The 18,119-nt window shown below is 69.3% G+C and carries 15 protein-coding genes, 1 tRNA gene and 1 pseudogene; 6 read left to right on the top strand and 11 right to left on the bottom strand.

The window, feature by feature from the left end:
• Nucleotides 1-57: 57 nt before the first annotated feature.
• The 3 genes from HMPREF1529_RS03255 to HMPREF1529_RS03245 form a co-directional block, all read right to left on the bottom strand.
• Nucleotides 58-288, bottom strand: a complete 231-nt coding sequence (locus HMPREF1529_RS03255; protein WP_016463681.1) for a helix-turn-helix domain-containing protein — start codon at nucleotides 286-288, stop codon at nucleotides 58-60.
• Nucleotides 285-1,046, bottom strand: a complete 762-nt coding sequence (locus HMPREF1529_RS03250; RefSeq protein WP_016463680.1) for a hypothetical protein — start codon at nucleotides 1,044-1,046, stop codon at nucleotides 285-287. Before HMPREF1529_RS03250 ends, HMPREF1529_RS03255 begins: the two co-directional genes overlap by 4 nt.
• Nucleotides 1,047-1,157: 111 nt before the next feature.
• Nucleotides 1,158-2,410, bottom strand: a protein-coding gene (locus HMPREF1529_RS03245; protein ID WP_157533856.1) for an IS3 family transposase whose coding sequence is annotated in 2 segments (ribosomal slippage) — nucleotides 1,158-2,128 and nucleotides 2,128-2,410 — 1,254 coding nt in all. Because the reading frame shifts where the segments join, the coding sequence is not laid out codon by codon here.
• Nucleotides 2,411-2,728: 318 nt separating this feature from the next.
• On the opposite strand from HMPREF1529_RS03245, the gene HMPREF1529_RS03235 reads away from it, so the two are divergent.
• Nucleotides 2,729-5,254 (top strand): ATP-dependent Clp protease ATP-binding subunit, encoded by a 2,526-nt coding sequence (locus HMPREF1529_RS03235; protein ID WP_016463677.1) that lies wholly within the window; start codon nucleotides 2,729-2,731, stop codon nucleotides 5,252-5,254.
• A gap of 157 nt (nucleotides 5,255-5,411) precedes the next feature.
• Here HMPREF1529_RS03235 and HMPREF1529_RS03230 read toward each other — a convergent pair whose 3' ends face one another.
• Genes HMPREF1529_RS03230 through HMPREF1529_RS03220 form a run of 3 tightly spaced genes read right to left on the bottom strand, consistent with a single transcriptional unit; the run spans nucleotide 5,412 to nucleotide 9,606 of the window.
• Complete coding sequence (locus HMPREF1529_RS03230; protein ID WP_016463676.1) at nucleotides 5,412-6,155, bottom strand: gamma-glutamyl-gamma-aminobutyrate hydrolase family protein; 744 nt, start codon at nucleotides 6,153-6,155, stop codon at nucleotides 5,412-5,414.
• Nucleotides 6,152-7,081: a transglutaminase family protein gene (locus HMPREF1529_RS03225; protein WP_016463675.1), complete on the bottom strand. Its 930-nt coding sequence runs from the start codon at nucleotides 7,079-7,081 to the stop codon at nucleotides 6,152-6,154. Before HMPREF1529_RS03225 ends, HMPREF1529_RS03230 begins: the two co-directional genes overlap by 4 nt.
• Entirely contained in the window at nucleotides 7,078-9,606 is a 2,529-nt protein-coding gene (locus HMPREF1529_RS03220; protein WP_016463674.1) for a circularly permuted type 2 ATP-grasp protein, read from the bottom strand. Before HMPREF1529_RS03220 ends, HMPREF1529_RS03225 begins: the two co-directional genes overlap by 4 nt.
• Before the next feature lie 47 nt (nucleotides 9,607-9,653).
• Between HMPREF1529_RS03220 and HMPREF1529_RS03215 the strand changes: the two genes are divergently transcribed.
• The 3 genes from HMPREF1529_RS03215 (at nucleotide 9,654) to HMPREF1529_RS03205 (ending at nucleotide 11,651) form a co-directional block, all read left to right on the top strand.
• Nucleotides 9,654-10,187 (top strand): amino-acid N-acetyltransferase, encoded by a 534-nt coding sequence (locus tag HMPREF1529_RS03215; protein ID WP_016463673.1) that lies wholly within the window; start codon nucleotides 9,654-9,656, stop codon nucleotides 10,185-10,187.
• 51 nt (nucleotides 10,188-10,238) lie between these two features.
• Nucleotides 10,239-10,916 (top strand): hypothetical protein, encoded by a 678-nt coding sequence (locus HMPREF1529_RS03210; protein WP_198013019.1) that lies wholly within the window; start codon nucleotides 10,239-10,241, stop codon nucleotides 10,914-10,916.
• A gap of 327 nt (nucleotides 10,917-11,243) precedes the next feature.
• Nucleotides 11,244-11,651 carry a hypothetical protein gene (locus HMPREF1529_RS03205; RefSeq protein WP_016463672.1) on the top strand — a complete coding sequence of 136 codons (408 nt, stop codon included), beginning with the start codon at nucleotides 11,244-11,246 and terminating at the stop codon, nucleotides 11,649-11,651.
• A 117-nt stretch (nucleotides 11,652-11,768) separates the two neighbouring features.
• Here the strand turns inward: HMPREF1529_RS03205 and radA are convergent, their stop codons facing one another.
• Complete coding sequence (gene radA, locus HMPREF1529_RS03200; protein ID WP_016463671.1) at nucleotides 11,769-13,124, bottom strand: DNA repair protein RadA; 1,356 nt, start codon at nucleotides 13,122-13,124, stop codon at nucleotides 11,769-11,771.
• A 60-nt stretch (nucleotides 13,125-13,184) separates the two neighbouring features.
• Nucleotides 13,185-14,138, bottom strand: coding sequence for an L-lactate dehydrogenase (locus HMPREF1529_RS03195; protein WP_016463670.1), 954 nt, complete (start codon nucleotides 14,136-14,138; stop codon nucleotides 13,185-13,187).
• A gap of 114 nt (nucleotides 14,139-14,252) precedes the next feature.
• Here HMPREF1529_RS03195 and HMPREF1529_RS03190 point away from each other — a divergent pair, with 114 nt between their 5' ends.
• Nucleotides 14,253-14,957, top strand: a complete 705-nt coding sequence (locus HMPREF1529_RS03190; protein WP_036282679.1) for a DUF899 domain-containing protein — start codon at nucleotides 14,253-14,255, stop codon at nucleotides 14,955-14,957.
• On the opposite strand, the gene HMPREF1529_RS03185 is transcribed toward HMPREF1529_RS03190, so the two are convergent.
• Nucleotides 14,927-16,354, bottom strand: a complete 1,428-nt coding sequence (locus tag HMPREF1529_RS03185) for an MFS transporter (RefSeq protein ID WP_016463668.1) — start codon at nucleotides 16,352-16,354, stop codon at nucleotides 14,927-14,929. The two genes, HMPREF1529_RS03190 and HMPREF1529_RS03185, sit on opposite strands and share 31 nt — an antisense overlap.
• A gap of 122 nt (nucleotides 16,355-16,476) precedes the next feature.
• Between HMPREF1529_RS03185 and HMPREF1529_RS03180 the strand changes: the two genes are divergently transcribed.
• Nucleotides 16,477-16,567, top strand: a tRNA-Ser gene (locus HMPREF1529_RS03180).
• Between the two features lie 468 nt (nucleotides 16,568-17,035).
• Here HMPREF1529_RS03180 and HMPREF1529_RS03175 read toward each other — a convergent pair.
• A pseudogene (locus HMPREF1529_RS03175) lies at nucleotides 17,036-17,725 on the bottom strand (DDE-type integrase/transposase/recombinase); the annotation flags it as partial.
• A 12-nt stretch (nucleotides 17,726-17,737) separates the two neighbouring features.
• A partial coding sequence (locus HMPREF1529_RS03170; protein WP_016463666.1) for an ISL3 family transposase occupies nucleotides 17,738-18,119 on the bottom strand: 382 nt, incomplete at its 5' end.

The raw sequence follows: 18,119 nt of genomic DNA, 5'->3' as shown, positions 1-18,119 counted from the left end.
CCGGAAACCGGCGGGCGAGTCCCGGCGTACGCGCCAACTGAACCCGCGGTGCGCCGCTCAGCGGGCGCGCACGAGCAGATCGCCCACTTCGCAGTCGAGAGCTCGGCAAACGGCGACGAGCGTCGAGTAGCGGATCGCCCGGGCACGGTCGTTCTTCAAGATCGACAGGTTGACGACCGAGACGCCGACGAGCGCGCTCAGATGGGCCAGGGTCATGCCGCGCTCGGCGAGCAGCTCGTCGAGGCGGCAGTGGATGCCAGTCGGCTCCTCGTCGTCCGGCGGCGTCATACAAGACCGTCCGTGTCACGCTGCAGCCGGGAGCCGTAGCGGAAGATCGTAGCGAGGGCGGCGAACGCCAGACCGGCAGCGAGCGGCCAGAACGGCACGTTGACCATGGCGGCGGCGCGCGGCAGCCAGGCACGCAGGGGGTCCTCGACGCCCGCGATCTCCGGCCACCCGCCGGTGGTGTACGCGAATAGCTCGGACGATGCCATGCCGCCGGCGACGTCGCCCAGCACCTGCGCCGCGCTGCCGCCGATCGCGACCACGATCGCGGTGATCCTCGCCAATCGCGCGAGGACGGGCGCGAACACCCGACCCGCCAGGAGCTGGAAGCACGCGGCCGCGATGAGGGCGGCGATCGCGCCGGGAACGAGGATCGCCAGGCCCTGCGACGTCGCCCAGAGCATACGGGCGCCGGTGCTGAGGTCGGCGATCACGAGGGTGGCGTCCGTGAACCCGCCGCTGAGGCGTGTCGCCGTTGTGCCCCCGAACACGACACCCGCCGGCAGCTCCGGCCAGAAGCCGGCGACCGGCACCGTCATCGTCACAGTCGGAGACAGCAGTGTGTTCAGCACCGCGATGACGCTGCCGATCACGGATACCGCCGCCCACACCGCCCCGATCACGAGGGTGATACTGATGACCGGTGACGGATCGTCCGAGCGCCGAGCGCGGCGCACGGACCGCGCGAAAAGGATGCCGGCGACCACGACCGCGGCCAGCCCGATCCAGACGATCGGGCCGATGGTCCACACGTTCGTCACGGGGTGAGTCCTTCGGTACGCGGGCCCACGGCATCCTCCATATCGAAAATCGCTACTATCGAAAAGCGATATTGACTCGCCCCGGCGTGTCCGGAGAGCGTTTTACTGGTGTCAGCCGGCTTTTCCGACCGGTTCGTTGCGAGCGTAGTCGAGCTGCTCGACCTCAAGGGGTGTGAGGTCGTCGATGGAGCCGTGGGTGCGCTCCGTGTTGAACCACAGCACCCAGGACGCGGTTGCCGCCTCGACCTGGTCGATGTCGCGCCAGGGCCCGTCGTGGTGGATGAGCTCGGACTTGTAGAGCCCGATCTGCGATTCCGCGAGGGAGTTGTCGTAGGCGTCGCCGACGGACCCGACCGAGGGGTCGATGCCTTCGTCGACGAGCCGGTCCGTGAAGGCAATCGAGGTGTAGACGCTGCCGGCGTCGGTGTGGTGCGTGAGCCCGGCGAACCCGGTGACGCCTTCGCGGCGGCGGGTGAACAGAGCCATGTCGAGGCAGTCGAGCACGAGCGGAGTTGTCATCGAGGTCGCCGCTCTCCACCCGATGATGCGGCGGGAGTGCGCGTCGAACACGAACGCGACGTAGACCCATCCGGACCACGTCCAGACGTAGGTGAAGTCGGCGACCCAGAGCTGGTTCGTGCGGAACCGGGCGAAGTGCCGGTCGACGAGGTCGGCGGGCCTGGTCTCCCGCAGATCCGCATCCACGGGACGCTTCCGTTTTCCGCGGACGACACCGGCGATCCCGAGCTCGCGCATGAGGCGTTGGACCGTGCAGCGGGCGATGTCGTGCCCGTCGCGACGCAACCGCAGCCAGAGCTTCCGGGCCCCGAGCACCTTCCGGTGCGTCTGCCACGTGGTCAGGATGATCGGCTTCCACCTCTCGTCCGACACGATCCGCGGTGACGGACCGCGATCTCTCGCGTCGTAGTAGGTCGATGGGGCGATCTTCACGCCGTGCTGGGTGAGCACGGCGCAGATCGACTCGACACCCCATCGGAGCCCTCCGTCGGCGCGGTCCTTGTGCGCGTCGATGAAGCCGACTATCGCTTGTGTGGCCGGTCGAGTTCGGCCGCGAAGAAAGCCGAGGCCGCCTTCAAGATCTCGTTCGCCCGCCGCAGTTCCGCGTTCTCCCGCTTTAGTCGCTTGATCTCCACCGCGGCGTCGGTCGTGACTCCGGGCCGGTCGCCCGCGTCGACCTGCTGCCTGCGGATCCAGGTGCGGATCGTTTCTGGCGACCCGACGCCGAGCATCTGCGCGACAGCGGTCATCGCGGCGTACTCGCTCGGATAGTCGGATCGCACCTCGGCGACCATACGGACAGCGCGCTCACGAAGCTCGCGCGGGTACTTACTGGGACGTCCCATGAGACAGATCCTTCCAAGGAATCCTGTCTCCGGACACGCCGGGGCGAGTCATATGCCTTGGCGCCGTCGGTGTCCAGCGTCGTGAGCGGTCTGCAACGGCGCAGAAAGTGACGTACTCCGCATCCGTTCAGCCGGATGCGTGCGGAGTTGGTGGGATTCTGCGGAGTTCGTGGATGCGGCGTGCCGGTCCCGGTCACGCGCACGCGGGCCGGATGCCGGGGCGGTGCGCCGACGGCGAACACGGGCATACCGGCATTCGCTGATCGTTACCCTCGACGTAAGCGCACCAGAAGACGTGCGCCTGAGGAGTGTCGACGAATGTTCGAGAGATTCACGGACCGTGCCCGTCGTGTGGTTGTCCTCGCCCAAGAAGAGGCGAAGATGCTCAACCACAACTACATCGGCACCGAGCACATCCTGCTCGGTCTCATCCATGAGGGCGAGGGCGTCGCCGCCAAGGCGCTCGAGAGCCTGGGGATCTCGCTGGACGCCGTCCGCGAGCAGGTCCAGGACATCATCGGCCAGGGTCAGCAGCAGCCGACCGGCCACATCCCCTTCACGCCCCGTGCGAAGAAGGTGCTCGAGCTGAGCCTGCGCGAGGCGCTGCAGCTCGGCCACAACTACATCGGCACCGAGCACATCCTGCTCGGTCTCATCCGCGAGGGCGAGGGCGTCGCCGCCCAGGTGCTCGTCAAGCTCGGCGCCGACCTCAACAAGGTGCGCCAGCAGGTCATCCAGCTGCTCAGCGGATACCAGGGCAAGGAGCCCGCAGGCGTCGCCGCCGGTGCCGGCGAGCAGAACCAGCAGGCCGCCCAGGGCGGCTCGGCGGTGCTCGACCAGTTCGGCCGCAACCTCACGCAGGCCGCGCGCGACAACAAGCTCGACCCGGTCATCGGGCGCGAGAAGGAGATCGAGCGGGTCATGCAGATCCTCTCGCGCCGCTCGAAGAACAACCCGGTCCTCATCGGTGAGCCCGGCGTCGGCAAGACCGCCGTCGTCGAGGGACTCGCCCAGGCGATCGTGAAGAACGACGTCCCCGAGACGCTCAAGGACAAGCAGGTCTACTCGCTCGACCTCGGCTCGCTCATCGCCGGTTCTCGCTATCGCGGTGACTTCGAGGAGCGCCTGAAGAAGGTCACCAAGGAGATCCGCACGCGCGGCGACATCATCGTCTTCATCGACGAGATCCACACCCTCGTGGGTGCGGGCGCTGCCGAGGGTGCCATTGACGCGGCCTCGATCCTGAAGCCGCTGCTGGCCCGCGGCGAGCTGCAGACGATCGGTGCGACGACCCTCGACGAGTACCGCAAGCACTTCGAGAAGGATGCCGCCCTCGAGCGCCGCTTCCAGCCGATCCAGGTCGCCGAGCCGAGCCTGCCCCACGCGATCAACATCCTGAAGGGGCTGCGCGACCGCTACGAGGCGCACCACAAGGTGCAGATCACCGACGGCGCGATCGTCGCCGCCGCGAACCTGGCCGACCGCTACATCAGCGACCGCTTCCTGCCCGACAAGGCGATCGACCTGATCGACGAGGCCGGCGCGCGCCTGCGTCTGTCGATCCTGTCGAGCCCGCCGGAGCTGCGCGAGTTCGACGAGAAGATCGCCAAGGTCCGCGAAGACAAGGAGACCGCCAGCGAGGAACAGGACTTCGAGAAGGCCGCGGCCCTCCGCGACGAGGAGAAGTCGCTGCTCGCCGAGCGCCTGCGCCTCGAGAAGCAGTGGCGCAGCGGCGATGTCGCGAGCCACGCGGTGGTCGACGAGGGTCTGATCGCCGAGGTGCTCGCGCAGGCCACCGGCATCCCCGTCTTCAAGCTCACCGAGGAGGAGACCAGCCGTCTCGTCTTCATGGAGAAGGCGCTGCACCAGCGTGTCATCGGTCAGGAGGAGGCGATCGCGGCCCTCAGCCGCACGATCCGCCGCCAGCGTGCCGGGCTCAAGGATCCGAAGCGTCCCAGCGGCTCGTTCATCTTCGCCGGCCCCACGGGTGTCGGAAAGACCGAGCTCGCCAAGGCTCTCGCCGAGTTCCTGTTCGACGACGAAGGCGCGCTGATCTCGCTGGACATGAGCGAGTTCGGTGAGAAGCACACCGTCTCGCGGCTGTTCGGCGCCCCTCCCGGCTTCGTCGGCTTCGAAGAGGGCGGCCAGCTCACCGAGAAGGTGCGACGCAAGCCGTTCTCGGTCGTGCTCTTCGACGAAATCGAGAAGGCCCACCCCGACATCTTCAACTCGCTGCTGCAGATCCTCGAAGAGGGACGCCTGACCGACGGTCAGGGTCGCGTCATCGACTTCAAGAACACGGTCATCATCATGACCACCAACCTCGGATCGTCGGCCATCGCCGGCGGCCCGGTCGGGTTCCAGGTCGAAGGCAACTCGCAGACGACGTACGAGCGGATGAAGGGCAAGGTCGACGAGGAGCTGAAGCGTCACTTCAAGCCCGAGTTCCTCAACCGTGTCGACGATGTCATCGTCTTCCCGCAGCTGAGCAAGCCGGAGCTGCGCCAGATCGTCGGACTGTTCACGAAGCGGCTGAGCGAGCGGCTGCTCGACCGCGACATGACGGTCGAGCTGACGGATGCCGCCAAGGACAAGCTCATCGAGATCGGGTTCGACCCGACGCTCGGTGCCCGGCCGCTGCGCCGCGCCATGCAGCGCGAGGTCGAGGACCAGCTGTCCGAGCGGATTCTGCACGGCGAGCTCAACCCCGGTGACCACGTCAAGGTGGATGCCGAGAACGGCAAGTTCGTGTTCGAGCACGGTCCGCGCGGCGAGAAGGTCGCGGTCGGTGTCGGTGTGGCCGGCGCGATCGAGGCCACCCCGGACATCGTCGCCGGGAGCTGACCTGGTCGAAGAACCACGCGAAGGGGCGGATGCTGCGGCATCCGCCCCTTCGGCGTTCGCGGAGCGGCGCGGGGCGTTTCGACTCGGCGCTGCGCGCCTCGCTCAACGACCGGGGTGAGTTGTCCGGTTGTTGAGGGTGCGGGGCGTGTCGGAACGCTTACCGCGTGGCGTGGAAGCGGCGGGCTTCGGCGACGAGCGCCGCGAACAGGCGTCGGTCGGCGGCATCCTCTTCGGGGTGCCACTGCACCGCGAGGAACCACTGGCCGTCGGTGGTTTCGATCGCCTGCGGGAGGCCGTCGTCGCTGCGGGCGCTGACGACGAGACCATCCCCCACCCGGTCGATGCCCTGGTGGTGGTAGCTGCGCACCGACAGGTCGCCCGCGCCGACGATGGCCGCCAGCCGTGTGCCGTCCTCGGCGCTCGCGGTGTTCGTCGCGAACACGCCCCCGCCCAGCTGGTAGCGGCCGGTGCCGAGCGCATCCGGCAGGTGCTGATGCAGGGTGCCGCCGGCGGCGACGTTCGCCAGCTGCAGGCCCCGGCAGATGCCGAGCACGGGGATGCCGCGACGACGTGCGCCGGCCAGCAACGCCAACTCCCAGGCATCGCGGTCGGTGCGGGGCTCGTCGGTCTCCGGATGGGGTTCGGCGCCGTAGAGGGCGGGATCGACGTCGAGGCCCCCGGTGAGCACCAGTGCGTCGAGGCCGTCGAGCACGGCGTCGGCCGCGGCATCCGGATCGGGCTGCGGGGGCAGCAGCACGCCCGCGCCGCCGGCCGCCGTGATCGCGTCGAGGTACACCTGGGGCAGGAAGGCCGCCCGCACATCCCAGACGCCCTGCTGGGCGCGCTCGAGGTAGGTCGTAAGGCCGACGACGGGCCGTCGGCCAGCGGTGGGCGCGCTCATGCGATTCCTGTCGCTGCGGGAGGGAGGGAGGAAGCGGGCGTCGCCTCGCCGAGCGGAGCCACGTCGACCGAGACGCGCAACGTCGAGTTCTTCGCCTTGGTGAAGATGATGCCGCGTACCGGCGCGACATCCCCGTAGTCGCGTCCCCACGCAACCGTCACGTAACGGTCGTTCGCCCATTGATCGTTCGTCGGGTCGATCGCCAGCCACTGGTCGGTGCCGGGCAGCCACACGGCCAGCCACGCATGCGATGCGTCCGCGCCGAACACCCGCTCCTTGCCGGGCGGCGGCTGGGTCGCCAGGTAGCCAGAGACGTACCGGGCGGCGACGCCGTGCGCGCGCAGACACGCGAGCGCCACGTGCGCGAAGTCCTGACAGACCCCGGCCCGCGCCCGCATCGCATCGGCCACGGTGCTGGTGACGGTGGTCGCCGTCTTGTCGTAGTCGAAGTCGCGGTAGATCCGCTGCATCAGATCCGTCGCGGCCTCGCCGATGGGCCGACCGGGCGTGAGAGAGACCGCACCGTACGCCGCCGCCTCCGGCTCGTGGCGCACCCGCGGCGATTCCAGGGCGTACTCGACGGCCCGCCACGCCTCGGGCAGATGCGTGTTGAGCAGCGGGCGAGCCTGCTCCCACGGGCGCGTGAGCGCGTCGGCGTCGTATGCGGGCGCCTCGACGGCGACCACGCTCGACGCGGTGATCGTCAGCGCCTCGTGCGGGTCGGTCAGGTGGAAGTACGTGGCCGCGTTGCCGAACGCGTCGGTGTCGGGCGCGATGTCGCCCGGCGCCGGGTCGACCTGGACGCTCGCTTCGGTGACCTCCTGCCAGGGCAGGCCGCGGGGCACGAGATGGAACTGGCCGACGCTGTCCTGCACGGGCTTGCCGTAGGTGTAGGCGGTGCGGTGCCAGACACGGTAACGCCTCACGCGCGCGCCTCCATCAACTCGACGAGGGACAGCTCGGTCATCGCGACGGCCGGCGGTCCGCTCTCGAAGTGGAGATGGGTGACGGCATCCGAGAGCTGTTCGAGCTGCGCCGTCACGCCGGCCAGGAACTCGACGAGTGCATCGCGTCGACCGTTCTCGACGGCATCCAGCGCGGCGACATCGATGGCCGCGAGCTCCGTCTCGAGGTGATCGAGCAGTCGCTCCGCACGGGTTGACCCCGTGGATGCCGGCATGGCGGCCAGATGCTCGCGTAGACGTGCGAGAGCGAACGCAAGCGAGCGGGGGTTGCTGTGATCGAGCAACAGGAGATCGAGCACGTCGGCGGCCCGCATCGATCCGCGGTAGCGCCGGCGGTGCGTCACGACGCTCTCGGCGGCCAGGAGCACCGCCTCCAAGACGCTCCGCTCGGCGCGGGGCGCATGGCGCTCGGCGAGACCCGTCGCCAGCAGTTCGGACAGCTGAAGCCCGCGCTCGAGGAAGCGGCCCGCTTCGATCATGTGCCAGCCGGTGTCGCGGATCATGTTCGCCGTGATGCCATACAGCGACAGCATGGCCGACAGCATCCGGCCCCCCGACTCCGCCGTCCGGTGCGGGTGCGCGGAGCCGCGCAGTGCACGGGTGGCGCGATCGATCGTCGCGAAGACCCGCCAGGTGTCACCGGAGAGCTGGTCGCGGACGCCTTCCATCGCCTCGCGCAGGCGCGCGATCGCGTGCGCGGCAGAGCCGGGGCGGCGCACGTCCAGCAGCAGCGACCGGAACTCCGCCTCGGGGTCGAGCGAACGCATGCCGGCCAGGCGCCCGAGCACGTCCAACAGCACACGGGGGCTCTCGGCCAGTCGGCCCGCCACATAGGCGCGGGGCTGGTCGAGCTCGGTCTGCGCCGTCAACAGCAGCCGGAGCAGATCTTCCGCGCGCTCCGCGTAGCGGCCGGTCCAGAACATGTCGGCGTGCGCGCGGGGAGCCAGCGGTGGGATGCTGCGGGCCGTGGGCGCGGGTGCGATCTCGGTCAGGTTCTGGTCGGGGTCGTCCTCCGACGCCTTCAGCACCCACACGTCCTTCGTCCGCGGCAGAGCGTCGGGGCTCTCCCGCACGGTCGCCAGACCCCCGACGAGCGGGCGGTACGCCGAGCCGTACCGCAACGCGAACGCGCGGAGCGTCAGGGGCAGTGCGTCGATGCGCGCGCCGAGATCGTCGGCGCTCGACCAGACCGGCGTCTGCGAGAGCGGCAGCAGATCCTGCCCGACGAAACGGTGCGGCGCCGACGCGATCCGCGCGATCAGCTCGTCGGCGGACATCTCGCTGAACGCCTTGCGCGGTTCGTCGATCGTGCGCACGATGAGACCGCGATCGCCTGCGCGCAGGCGCGACAGGACGCTGTCCCGCGCCTCCGGCTCGCCGCACCACACGGTCGGCACCGAGGGGATGCGCAGCTGCTCGCCGAGCAGGTACTCGCACGCCGCCGGAAGGTAGGGGAGCAGCCCCGGGTTCTCCAGCACGCCGGCACCGAGGCCGTTCACCAGGCGTACATGACCGCGGCGTACGGCTTCGCTGAGTCCGGCCACGCCCAGCCGCGAGTCGCCGCGCAGCTCCAGGGGGTCGCACCACGCGGCATCCACTCTCCGGATGATGACGTCGATGCGGTCGGTGGGGCGGGTGCGGGGCCAGCCGGCGGGTTTCATCCAGACGAACCCGTCGCGGACGACGAGGTCGCTGCCCTGCACGAGGGGGAAACCGAGCGCGCTCGCCAGGAATGCCTGGTCGAATGCCGTTTCGCTCAGCGTTCCGGGAGTGAGGATCACGACTCGCGGGTCGTCGCTCTCGGTGGCCACCGATGACAGCAGCGCTGCCCGCAGTGCCGAGAAGTACGGGTCGATGCGGTGGAGGTTCTCCTCCTGGAACAGATCCGGCAGCACCTGCGAGATCACTCGGCGATTCTCCGCGGCGAAGCCCAGACCCGACGGCGCCTGCACGCGATCGGCGAGGACGTGCCATTCGCCCTCGGCGTCGCGCCCGAGATCGGTCGCCGCCAGCAGCAGCGGATGAGGGTCGACGGCGCTGGCGCGGGCCAACGGTCGGGTGAAACCGGAGTGGCCGAACACGACAGCCGATGGCACGATGCCTTCGCGCATGAGGTTCTGCGGTCCGTAGAGGTCGACGAGCAGCGCGTTCAGCAGCTCCGCCCGCTGCGCGAGGCCGACCTCCAACGGCGACCACCCGGCCGCGTCGAACACGAACGGCACGGGGTCCAGCTGCCACGGCTGCGGTCCGGAGTCACCGCGCAGGTAGGAGACGCCGTCATCCGCGAGAAACCGCGCGATCTCGCCGTCGACACGCTGCAGATCCTCGCCGGTGAGGCTCAGGGCGTGCGCGGCCAGAGCCTTCCACGCCGGGCGCAGCGACCCGTCGGCATCCACGAACTCGTCGTAACGGACCGACTCCGCCGACGGCGACAACGGCAGCGTCGGCTGCGACACCGTCGCGGCATAGTCGCGCAACACACTCACGGCGAAGTCCTTCCCGGCTCCAGCGTAGGGGGCAATACAGTGGGTCGGTGACCCTTGTCGACCCCGCCGAAGGCTCCAGCCCGTCCCGCCCGGTCATCCGGCCTGCGCGGACCTCGGACGTCCGCGGCATCCTGGCCCTGCTCGAGCCCTGGGTGCAGCGACGGATCCTTCTCGGCAAGGAGATCGTCACGCTCTACGAGTCGGTGCAGGAGTTCGTCGTCGCCGAGGTCGACGGCGAACTCATCGGCTGCGGCGCCCTGCACGTGATGTGGGAAGACCTCGGCGAGATCCGCACGCTCATCGTCGCGGAGAACTGGCTCCAGCACGGCGTCGGCGGGGCGATCGTGACCCAGCTGGAGGCCCGCGCGATCGAGCTCGGTCTGTCGCGGCTGTTCTGTCTCACCTTCGAGGTCGACTTCTTCCGCCGTCGCGGTTTCGCCCCCATCGGTGAGCAGGTCGTCGACCCCGACGTGTACTCGCAGCTGCTGCGCAGCCCCGACGAGGGTGTCGCGGAGTTCCTCGACCTCGCGCACGTCAAGCCGAACACCCTCGGCAACACGCGCATGCTGAAGAACCTCTGAGCCCCGCGCGCCACGGCGAAGGAGAGGGATGCCGCGGCCTAGCCTGAAGGGGTGAGCACCCCGACGCGCCGTTCGCGACGCCCCAGTCCCGCCGTCTATCGGCGCCGACGACTCGTCGCCGTGCTGATCGTCCTCGTCGTCATCGCGGCTGTCGTCCTCGTGATCTGGCAGCCGTGGCGCGGGTCAGAGGCAGCCGCACCGAGCCCGTCGGTCACCACGCCCGTCGCGGCGGCGTCGACTCCTCCCGCGTCGGCGGCGCCCGCGGAAGCCTCGGCGGCGCCGGTGGCGCCGAATCCCACCCCCGACGCGTCGGGGACGGCGCCCACGGTCGCGGCGTGTTCGACGGCGGCCATCTCCGTGCAGGCCGTCACTGATCAGGACGTGTACAGCGCCGGCGAGCTGCCGAAACTGTCGATCACGCTCTCGAACACGTCGGGTGCGGCGTGCCTGATCAACGTGGGAACCGCGACACAGTCGTTCGTGATCACCAGCGGCACCGACACCTGGTGGCGCTCGACCGACTGCCAGTCGGAGTCGAGCGATCAGGTCGTTCAGCTGGCACCGGGCCAGACCGTCTCGAGCGTGACGCCGCTGCAGTGGGACCGCACGCGATCGTCGGTCGACACCTGCGGATCGTCGCGGCCGCAGGCCTCGCCCGGCTATTACCACCTGTCGGTCTCGATCGGCGGCATCCAGGCGGCGGACACGAAGGTGTTCGAACTGCGCTGAACCCGTGTTCTTGCCCGTGGGCGATATCTAGATAGCGATATATCTCTGACTCTGAGAGATTTCTCATCTGAGAGCCTCCCTGCACGCCGCGGGCGCGGCTAGCCTTGGTTCAGCTCTCGTCGCGAGCCACCGTCGCCCCCAACGGCGGTCGTCGTGTCACCCCCAAGACCGGCGTTCGGCAGATCGCCCGATGAGCTCAGGCCCTCTCGATTCTCCCAGCCCCCAATGTGGGGATCGAGAGGGCCCCCCTTTTTTTGGCCGGGTCCGTCACGTCGCGCGCGGCCGGCGAGCCGAGGCGGCGTGCAAGGCCCCTCGTATGCTGGAGGGATGGCCGGAAAGAAGCGCGCGAAGACTCCGCTCGAGTTCCGCAACACGCAGCTCGCGGATGCCCTGCAGACGCAGGACATGGCCGCACTGGCGTTCGCCCTGCGGCACGGTCCGACGGTGGTCCCCCTCCTGCGGCCGGGGCAGCGCGACGATCCGCGCGACACCGGTGAGGTTTGGACCTACCGCGACTCGAACACCGGCGACATCGCGCTGCTGCTGTTCAGCGATGCCGCGAACAAGCCGGCCGCTCTTCCCCCTGCGGTGGCGCTGCAGTCGCCCGACTGGCTGCGCGCCTTCCTCACGGCTCACGAACCCGAGATCACCACGGTGTTCTTCGACATCGCGGGACCGCACGCGATGCAGGCCGCGCCGGCGGATCTGCTGGCGGCGCTCGCGTTCGAAGCCTGACGCTCCTCGCGGCGGCCGGTGCGGCGTTTCGACGCGGACGTTGCGCGCCCGCGCTCAACGACCGGTGCGATAGCCCTCGGGCGTTGCGCGAGCGCAGCGAGTCGAAGCGCGGTGCGATCAGAAGTCGGGGCGGTCGCCCGGGTCGACGGGATGGCGTTGTGCGAGGTCACGCAGGGCGCCGCGCAGGTCGCGGGATGCCGTGTCGATGACGGATCGATAGCCGACCCGGTTCGCCTCGTTGCGGCGCTGCTCATGGGAGGTGACGGCTCGCACCTCGCCGGCGAGGCTCAGCTCACCGATGGCGACCAGACCCTTCGGCGTGGCGCGCCCCGTGATCGCGCTCGCGACGGCGAGGGCGATGGCGAGGTCGGCGGCCGGCTCGATGAGACGCACGCCGCCCACGGTGGAGACGTAGACGTCCTGGTCGGATACCCGGATTCCGGCGCGCTTCTCGAGCACCGCAAGCACCATCGCCACGCGTGCGCCGTCGACGCCGCTGACGATGCGCCGTGGGTTGGGGCCCGAACCGGGCAGCGTGAGCGCCTGCACCTCGACCGGAAGTGCGCGTCGTCCCTCCATCGCGATGGTCACGCAGGTGCCCGGTTCGCGTGATCCGTGGCCGAGGAAGAGGGCGCTGGGGTCGGGCACCTCGGCGATGCCGCGACTCGTCTGCTCGAAGCAGCCGACCTCATCGGTGGCACCGAACCGGTTCTTGAGGGCGCGGACGAAGCGCAGCGCGGTCTGCCGGTCACCCTCGAAGTGGCAGACGACGTCGACCAGGTGCTCCAGCACCCGCGGCCCCGCGACCTGCCCGTCCTTCGTGACATGGCCGACGATGATGACCGGAAGATCACGCTCCTTCGCCACGCGGATGAGCGTCGACGCGACCTCGCGCACCTGGCTGGGATGCCCCGGCGCTCCGTCGACGAGGCTGGAGCCGACCGTCTGGACGGAGTCGACGATCAGCAGCTCGGGACGAGTGTCGTCGACATGGCCCAGGATCGTGGCGAGGTCGGTTTCGCTCGCGAGGTAGAGCTCGTCGTGGAGGGCGCTGGTGCGCTCGGCGCGCAGGCGCACCTGTCCGAGCGACTCCTCGGCGCTCACGTACAGCACGCGCCGACCGGCGCGGGCGGTCTGTGCGGCGACCTCGAGCAGCAATGTCGACTTCCCGACGCCGGGCTCGCCGGACAGCAGGATGGCCGCACCGGGCACGAGGCCCCCGCCCAGCACGCGGTCGAACTCGCCGACGCCGGTGGTCCGCCTCGGCGTCTCACGCGTGTCGATCGAGGTGATGGGGCGCGCCGCACGCGTCGGCGCGAGCGGCGTCACCGCATGCATCGGTGTCGACGACACGGCCTCGACCACCGTTCCCCACTGCTGGCACTCCCCGCATCGCCCGACCCACTTCGCGCTCGTCCAGCCGCACTCGGTGCAGCGGTACGCGCTCGTGGTCGCGGTGCGCTTTGATGCCATGCGTTCAGGCTAGTCGCGGCATCCGACAGTAGCGCCTGCCACCGCGTGGACGGCGAGAGATCAGCGCAGCGAGTCGGCGACCTCGCGGAGGGCGTCGGCCGAGCGACGGAACAGACCGAGCTCGTGGTCGGAGAACGACGTCTCGCGGATCGGCACTGCGCCGGCCGCCGAGACGACCGCCGGGACGGACAGGGCGACACCGCTCACGCCGTGGAAGTCGTCGAGCACGGCCGAGACCGGCATGACGGCGTGTTCATCGTCGAGGATAGCCTCGACGATGCGGGCGCTGGACAGGCCGATCGCGTAGTTGGTCGCACCCTTGCCCTGGATGACCTTGTAGGCGGCGTCGCGCACGTCGACGGCGATCTGGTCGAGCTCCTCGACCGTGAACGGCGGCTGACCGTCGAGGGGCTGCCACTCCAGGATCGGGACGGTGCCGATGGTCGCGTGCGACCACAGCGGGAACTCGGTGTCGCCGTGCTCGCCCACGATGTAGGCGTGCACGCTGGAGATGGAGACGCCCGCACGCTGCGCGATCTTCCAGCGCAGTCGCGAGGTGTCGAGCACGGTGCCCGACGCGAAGATGCGCTCGTAGGGCAGGCCGGTGGTCTCCTGCGCAAGCACCGTCAGCACGTCGCACGGATTGGTGACGATGACGAACGTCGCGTCGGGAGCGACGTCGAGCAGCTGCGGCATCATCGACTTCAGGATGTTGGCGTTGACGCCGGCCAGCTCGATACGGGTCTGCCCCGGTCGCTGCTTGGCGCCCGCCGTGATCACCACGACGTGGGAGCCCTTCGCGACCGAGATGTCGGCACCGCCGATGATGTCGCTCGACCCGGTGAACTGGGCGCCGTGTGCCAGATCGAGAACCTCGGCCTCGGTCTTCTCCGCGGCGATGTCGTAGAGGGCGACGTGGCGGGCCGAGCCGCGGATGAGGGCCGCGTAGGCCACGGAGGATCCGACCGCTCCCGCGCCGACGACGGTCAGTTTCGAGTTCTCGATCACGCTCATGGCCCCAGTCTGACAGGCCGGGGGATGCCACGGCCACCGCGGGCCGCAGCCGTGCGAAACGGCGGCGTGCAGGGGGGTCTTGCGGACGGCGTCCGAGGGGCGAAAGATGCCGGCATGACGGACGATGCCCCTGCCCTGCCTCCGGTGGTCGACCTCGACACCTGGCGGCGCGAGTTGGCCGCTCTGCGCGTGCGCGAGAAGGCGGCGACCCGAGAGCTCGACGCGATCGCCGCGCAGCGGCGACGTCTGCCGATGGTCGAGCTGCCCGACTATGTGCTCGAGGGTCCCGACGGTCCCGTGCGCCTCGTCGACCTCTTCGGCGACAGGCGACAGTTGATCGTCTACAGCCACATGTGGACGGACGGGAAGCAGTGGCAGTGCCCGGGCTGCACGAGCTGGACGGCGCAATTCACGCGGCTGGAGTTCCTCGACGACTACGACGCACGGTTCGTCATCGTGACGCAGGGTCCGATCGACGAGGCGCTCGCCTACCGGGAGCGTGTGGGCAACCGCATGGACTGGTATTCGACGGCGCACAGTCCGTTCGGGGCCGACATGGGGGCGCCGCCGGACGCGGGGTTCGCGGTCAACGTGTTCCTGCGCGACGGCGAGAAGGTGTACCGCACGTGGCACACCGACGGGCGCGGCACCGAGCAGCTCGGACACCTTCACGGCGTGATCGACGTGCTGCCATACGGGCGGCAGGAGGCGTGGGAGGATTCGCCGCCCGGGTGGCCACAGCATCCGACCTACGAGGGCGGCATCGGGTCACCCGGCATCGCGGCGCTCTACGGGCCCGGAGGCTCCGCCGCCGGGTGAGCGACTCCCTCGGCATCTCCTCCCGACGCAGCGGAGGTGGATCGCCGCGGGTTGCGGATGCCGAGAAGCGAGACCAGTCCGCCGACGATGAGAAGCGCGGCCGTGGTGACCGCCGCCCGGTGGAAGCCGGCCAGATCGAGTGCGCCACCGGTGATCGAGGCAAGGGCTGCGATCGGCAGCAGCCCCGCCACGCGGGCGACGGCGTTGTTGACCGCGGAGGCGATGCCGGATCGCTCCGGGTCGGCGGCCCCGAGGATCGTCGAGGTGAGGGGAGACACGGTGAGGGCGAGTCCGAGCCCGAACACGACCATGCCCGGGAGCACCTGCCACCAGTAGTCGAAGTCGTCGGCGACGAGCAGCAGCAACAGCGCGCCGACCGACATGATGAGCGGCCCGGCGGTCATGAACAGACGCGGTCCCCATCGTCCGACCAGGGTGCCGATGCGTGAGCTGAGCGCGATCATGAGCAGGGTCGAGGGCAGACTGGCGAGGCCCGCGAGGGTCGCGCTGAGGCCGGCCCCCTGCTGCAGGTAGACGGCCAGGACGAACCCGTTGAGGGCGAGGGCCGCGTAGATGAACAGCGTCGACAGGTTGCCGGCGGAGAAGTTGCGGCTGCGGAAGAGATCGAGCGGCAGGATCGGGTCGGCGACCTGGCGTTGTCGCCAGACGAATCCGGCGAGCAGCACGAGGCCGGCGAGCCCCGGCATCCAGATCGCCGGGGACCCCCAGCCGAGGTTCGGCTGCTCGATGAGGGCGAAGACGGCCGCGCCGAGGCCGAGGGTGCACAAGATCGCGCCGAGCACGTCGACCCGGGCGCCCGCGCGGCGTTCGTCACGGTGCTCGAGCCGTGTCAGCAGCCACAGTGCGATGCCGATCGGCAGCAGGTTGATCCCGAACGCCCATCGCCACGAAGAGTTGTCGACGATGAGTCCGCCCACCAGGGGGCCGATGATCATGGCGCCCGTCGTGGATGCCGTCCAGATGCCGATGGCGCGAGAGCGCAGCGGTTCGTGCATCGTCGCGGTGATGAGGGCGAGAGAGCTCGGCACCAGGAAAGCCCCGGCGGCACCCTGGACCGCACGTGCGGCGACGAGGAGTTCAGGGGTGGGGGAGAGGGCGACGCCCACCGAGGCGATGCCGAAGCCGATGAGGCCGATGCGCAGCACGAGAACCCGGCCGAACGCATCGCTCACCGCGCCGGCCACCAGGATGAGGGCACCCAGTGTCACGAGGTAGGCGTCGACCGTCCACTGCTGGGTGGACAGGCCGCCGCCGAGGTCGCGGGCGATGGCGGGGAGGGCGACGTTGACGATGGTGCCGTCGAGGAAAGCGACGAACGACCCCAGGATGGCGATCACGAGGACGAGTCGCTGCTGTGGTGTCATCTGCCGCGTCATCGCCCGAGCTCTCCCATGCCCTCACGCTAGGGCGCCCCGGCGACATCGTGAAGGGGGTGGGCAGGGCCACCCTCGCTGCAGCCGGTTCGCGGCATCCCACGGAGTGTCGTAAGCTAGTCGGCGGTGACGTGTCCGAGCGGCCGAAGGTGCAACTCTCGAAAAGTTGTGTAGGGTAACCCCCTACCGTGGGTTCAAATCCCACCGTCACCGCCATCGTCGAAGCCCCGCGATCCCTTGCAAGCACTGGGATCGCGGGGCTTCTTCCTTTCTACAGTCGTCAAAGTGGGTAAAGAACGGGTAAATCGCTTCGCCCGGCGGCGCCATGGCGAGTCCTATGAAGGGTGTGATGTCTCAGGACATGGGTGACAGTTCTGCATCAGGACATCGGTGACAGTTCTTGTGTCAGGACATCGGTGACACTCCCGATTTCTTCTTGGGGCCTCGGGGTTGGCCGTTGCCGACGTAGCGGATGCCCGGTGAGGGCCAGAGGTGCTCGACGATGAGGGTGCCGCGGTCGTCGAAGACCATGATCCCGGCGGCTTCGTAGAGCACGAACACGTCGGTCCCGCGGAGTGCGTAGCTGATGTTGAAGATGCAGCCACGGGCCTTGATCGAGCCGTTCGGGTGGACGGTCGCGACCCGGATCCCGTCACGCACCCGCCCGTTCGGTGACGGCGCGGGTGGCAGGGGCTCGTTCGGTTTCCGCTTGACGGGTCTGGGGCGTGGCGGTGTCGCTCTCGGTGTTGCCTCCCATGCTTGCAACGGGGTGATCCTGCCGGGCAGAGCCTGGTGCCCGCGTTCCGTGTTGTAGACGTGATCGAACGCGTCGACCTGCGCTTGCAGCTCGCGGAGGTTGCGGGCGATGGGCTGCTTGTCCAGGTAGCGGAACAGTGTCTGGTGGAACCGTTCGTTCTTTCCCTGCGTGGTCGGCTTGTAGGGCTTCCCGGTGATCGGTTCGACCCCGAGTCGGGTGACGTACTCGACGAGTTGCCCGACGATTCCGCGGCGGGACGGGTTCAGCGCGGCGCCGTTGTCCGACAGGAGTCTTTGCGGGACGCCGTGGCGTTTGATTGCTTTCCGGACGACGCGGATCGCGTCGCGGGAGGTCTCGCCGATGGCGGCGTGGGAGGCGACGGCGTAGCGGGAGTGGTCGTCGATGAGCTGGAAGATCACGCACTTGCGGCCGCCGGCGAGGACGTATTCGGTCGCGTCCAGTTGCCAGCATGCGTTCGGCGCCGGGTAGACGAACCGGCGGTAGGCGGCCCGCGGCTTCTTGCGGGGTTCGTTCCGGGCGACTCCGGTCTCCCGGAAGATTCGTGCGAGCGCCGCGATCGAGGGGACCGGGGTCATCTTGAGCGTGAGCATTTTGTCGGCTCTTCGGAATTAGGGGTGTAGCGCGGGTCTGAAGCCTCCGGCTTCGAGCAGTGATCTCGCGATGTAGTGGGTGAGGTTGCGGAAGCCGAGGGCGGAGCCGCGAAGGTGCTCGAGCCGGCCGTTGATGGCCTCCGTTGGGCCGTTGCTCGTTCCGGGGCGGTCGAAGAACGCGAGGATGTCCGCGGCGCGCTGCTTCAGCGTGCGGCCGAGGCGACGGACCTCTTTGAGCAGCGCGGGAACGCCGTTGCTGACAGAGTCAATCACCGCCCGCATCATCTCCTTCGCCTTGTTCTTGTCGGGTTCGCGGTAGGCGGCGACGATGCGCTGGTAGATGCCCCAGGTCGCTTCGACCTCGACGTGCTCCTCGGCGGCGAACACCGCGTCGAGCCGC

Source organism: Microbacterium sp. oral taxon 186 str. F0373 (assembly GCF_000411455.1).
In the GTDB taxonomy this organism is placed as follows: domain Bacteria; phylum Actinomycetota; class Actinomycetes; order Actinomycetales; family Microbacteriaceae; genus Microbacterium.
The sequence above is the reverse complement of the archived record's forward strand: the minus strand, read 5'-3'. Positions and strand labels throughout refer to the sequence as shown.

What these genes read in the sequence shown, in the direction of transcription:
- HMPREF1529_RS03185 (WP_016463668.1), bottom strand. Translation starts at nt 16,354, where the DNA reads ATGACGCGGCAGATGACACCACAGCAGCGACTCGTCCTCGTGATCGCC.
- HMPREF1529_RS03190 (WP_036282679.1), top strand. Translation starts at nt 14,253, where the DNA reads ATGACGGACGATGCCCCTGCCCTGCCTCCGGTGGTCGACCTCGACACC.
- HMPREF1529_RS03195 (WP_016463670.1), bottom strand. Translation starts at nt 14,138, where the DNA reads ATGAGCGTGATCGAGAACTCGAAACTGACCGTCGTCGGCGCGGGAGCG.
- HMPREF1529_RS03255 (WP_016463681.1), bottom strand. Translation starts at nt 288, where the DNA reads ATGACGCCGCCGGACGACGAGGAGCCGACTGGCATCCACTGCCGCCTC.
- HMPREF1529_RS03205 (WP_016463672.1), top strand. Translation starts at nt 11,244, where the DNA reads ATGGCCGGAAAGAAGCGCGCGAAGACTCCGCTCGAGTTCCGCAACACG.
- HMPREF1529_RS03235 (WP_016463677.1), top strand. Translation starts at nt 2,729, where the DNA reads ATGTTCGAGAGATTCACGGACCGTGCCCGTCGTGTGGTTGTCCTCGCC.
- HMPREF1529_RS03230 (WP_016463676.1), bottom strand. Translation starts at nt 6,155, where the DNA reads ATGAGCGCGCCCACCGCTGGCCGACGGCCCGTCGTCGGCCTTACGACC.
- radA (WP_016463671.1), bottom strand. Translation starts at nt 13,124, where the DNA reads ATGGCATCAAAGCGCACCGCGACCACGAGCGCGTACCGCTGCACCGAG.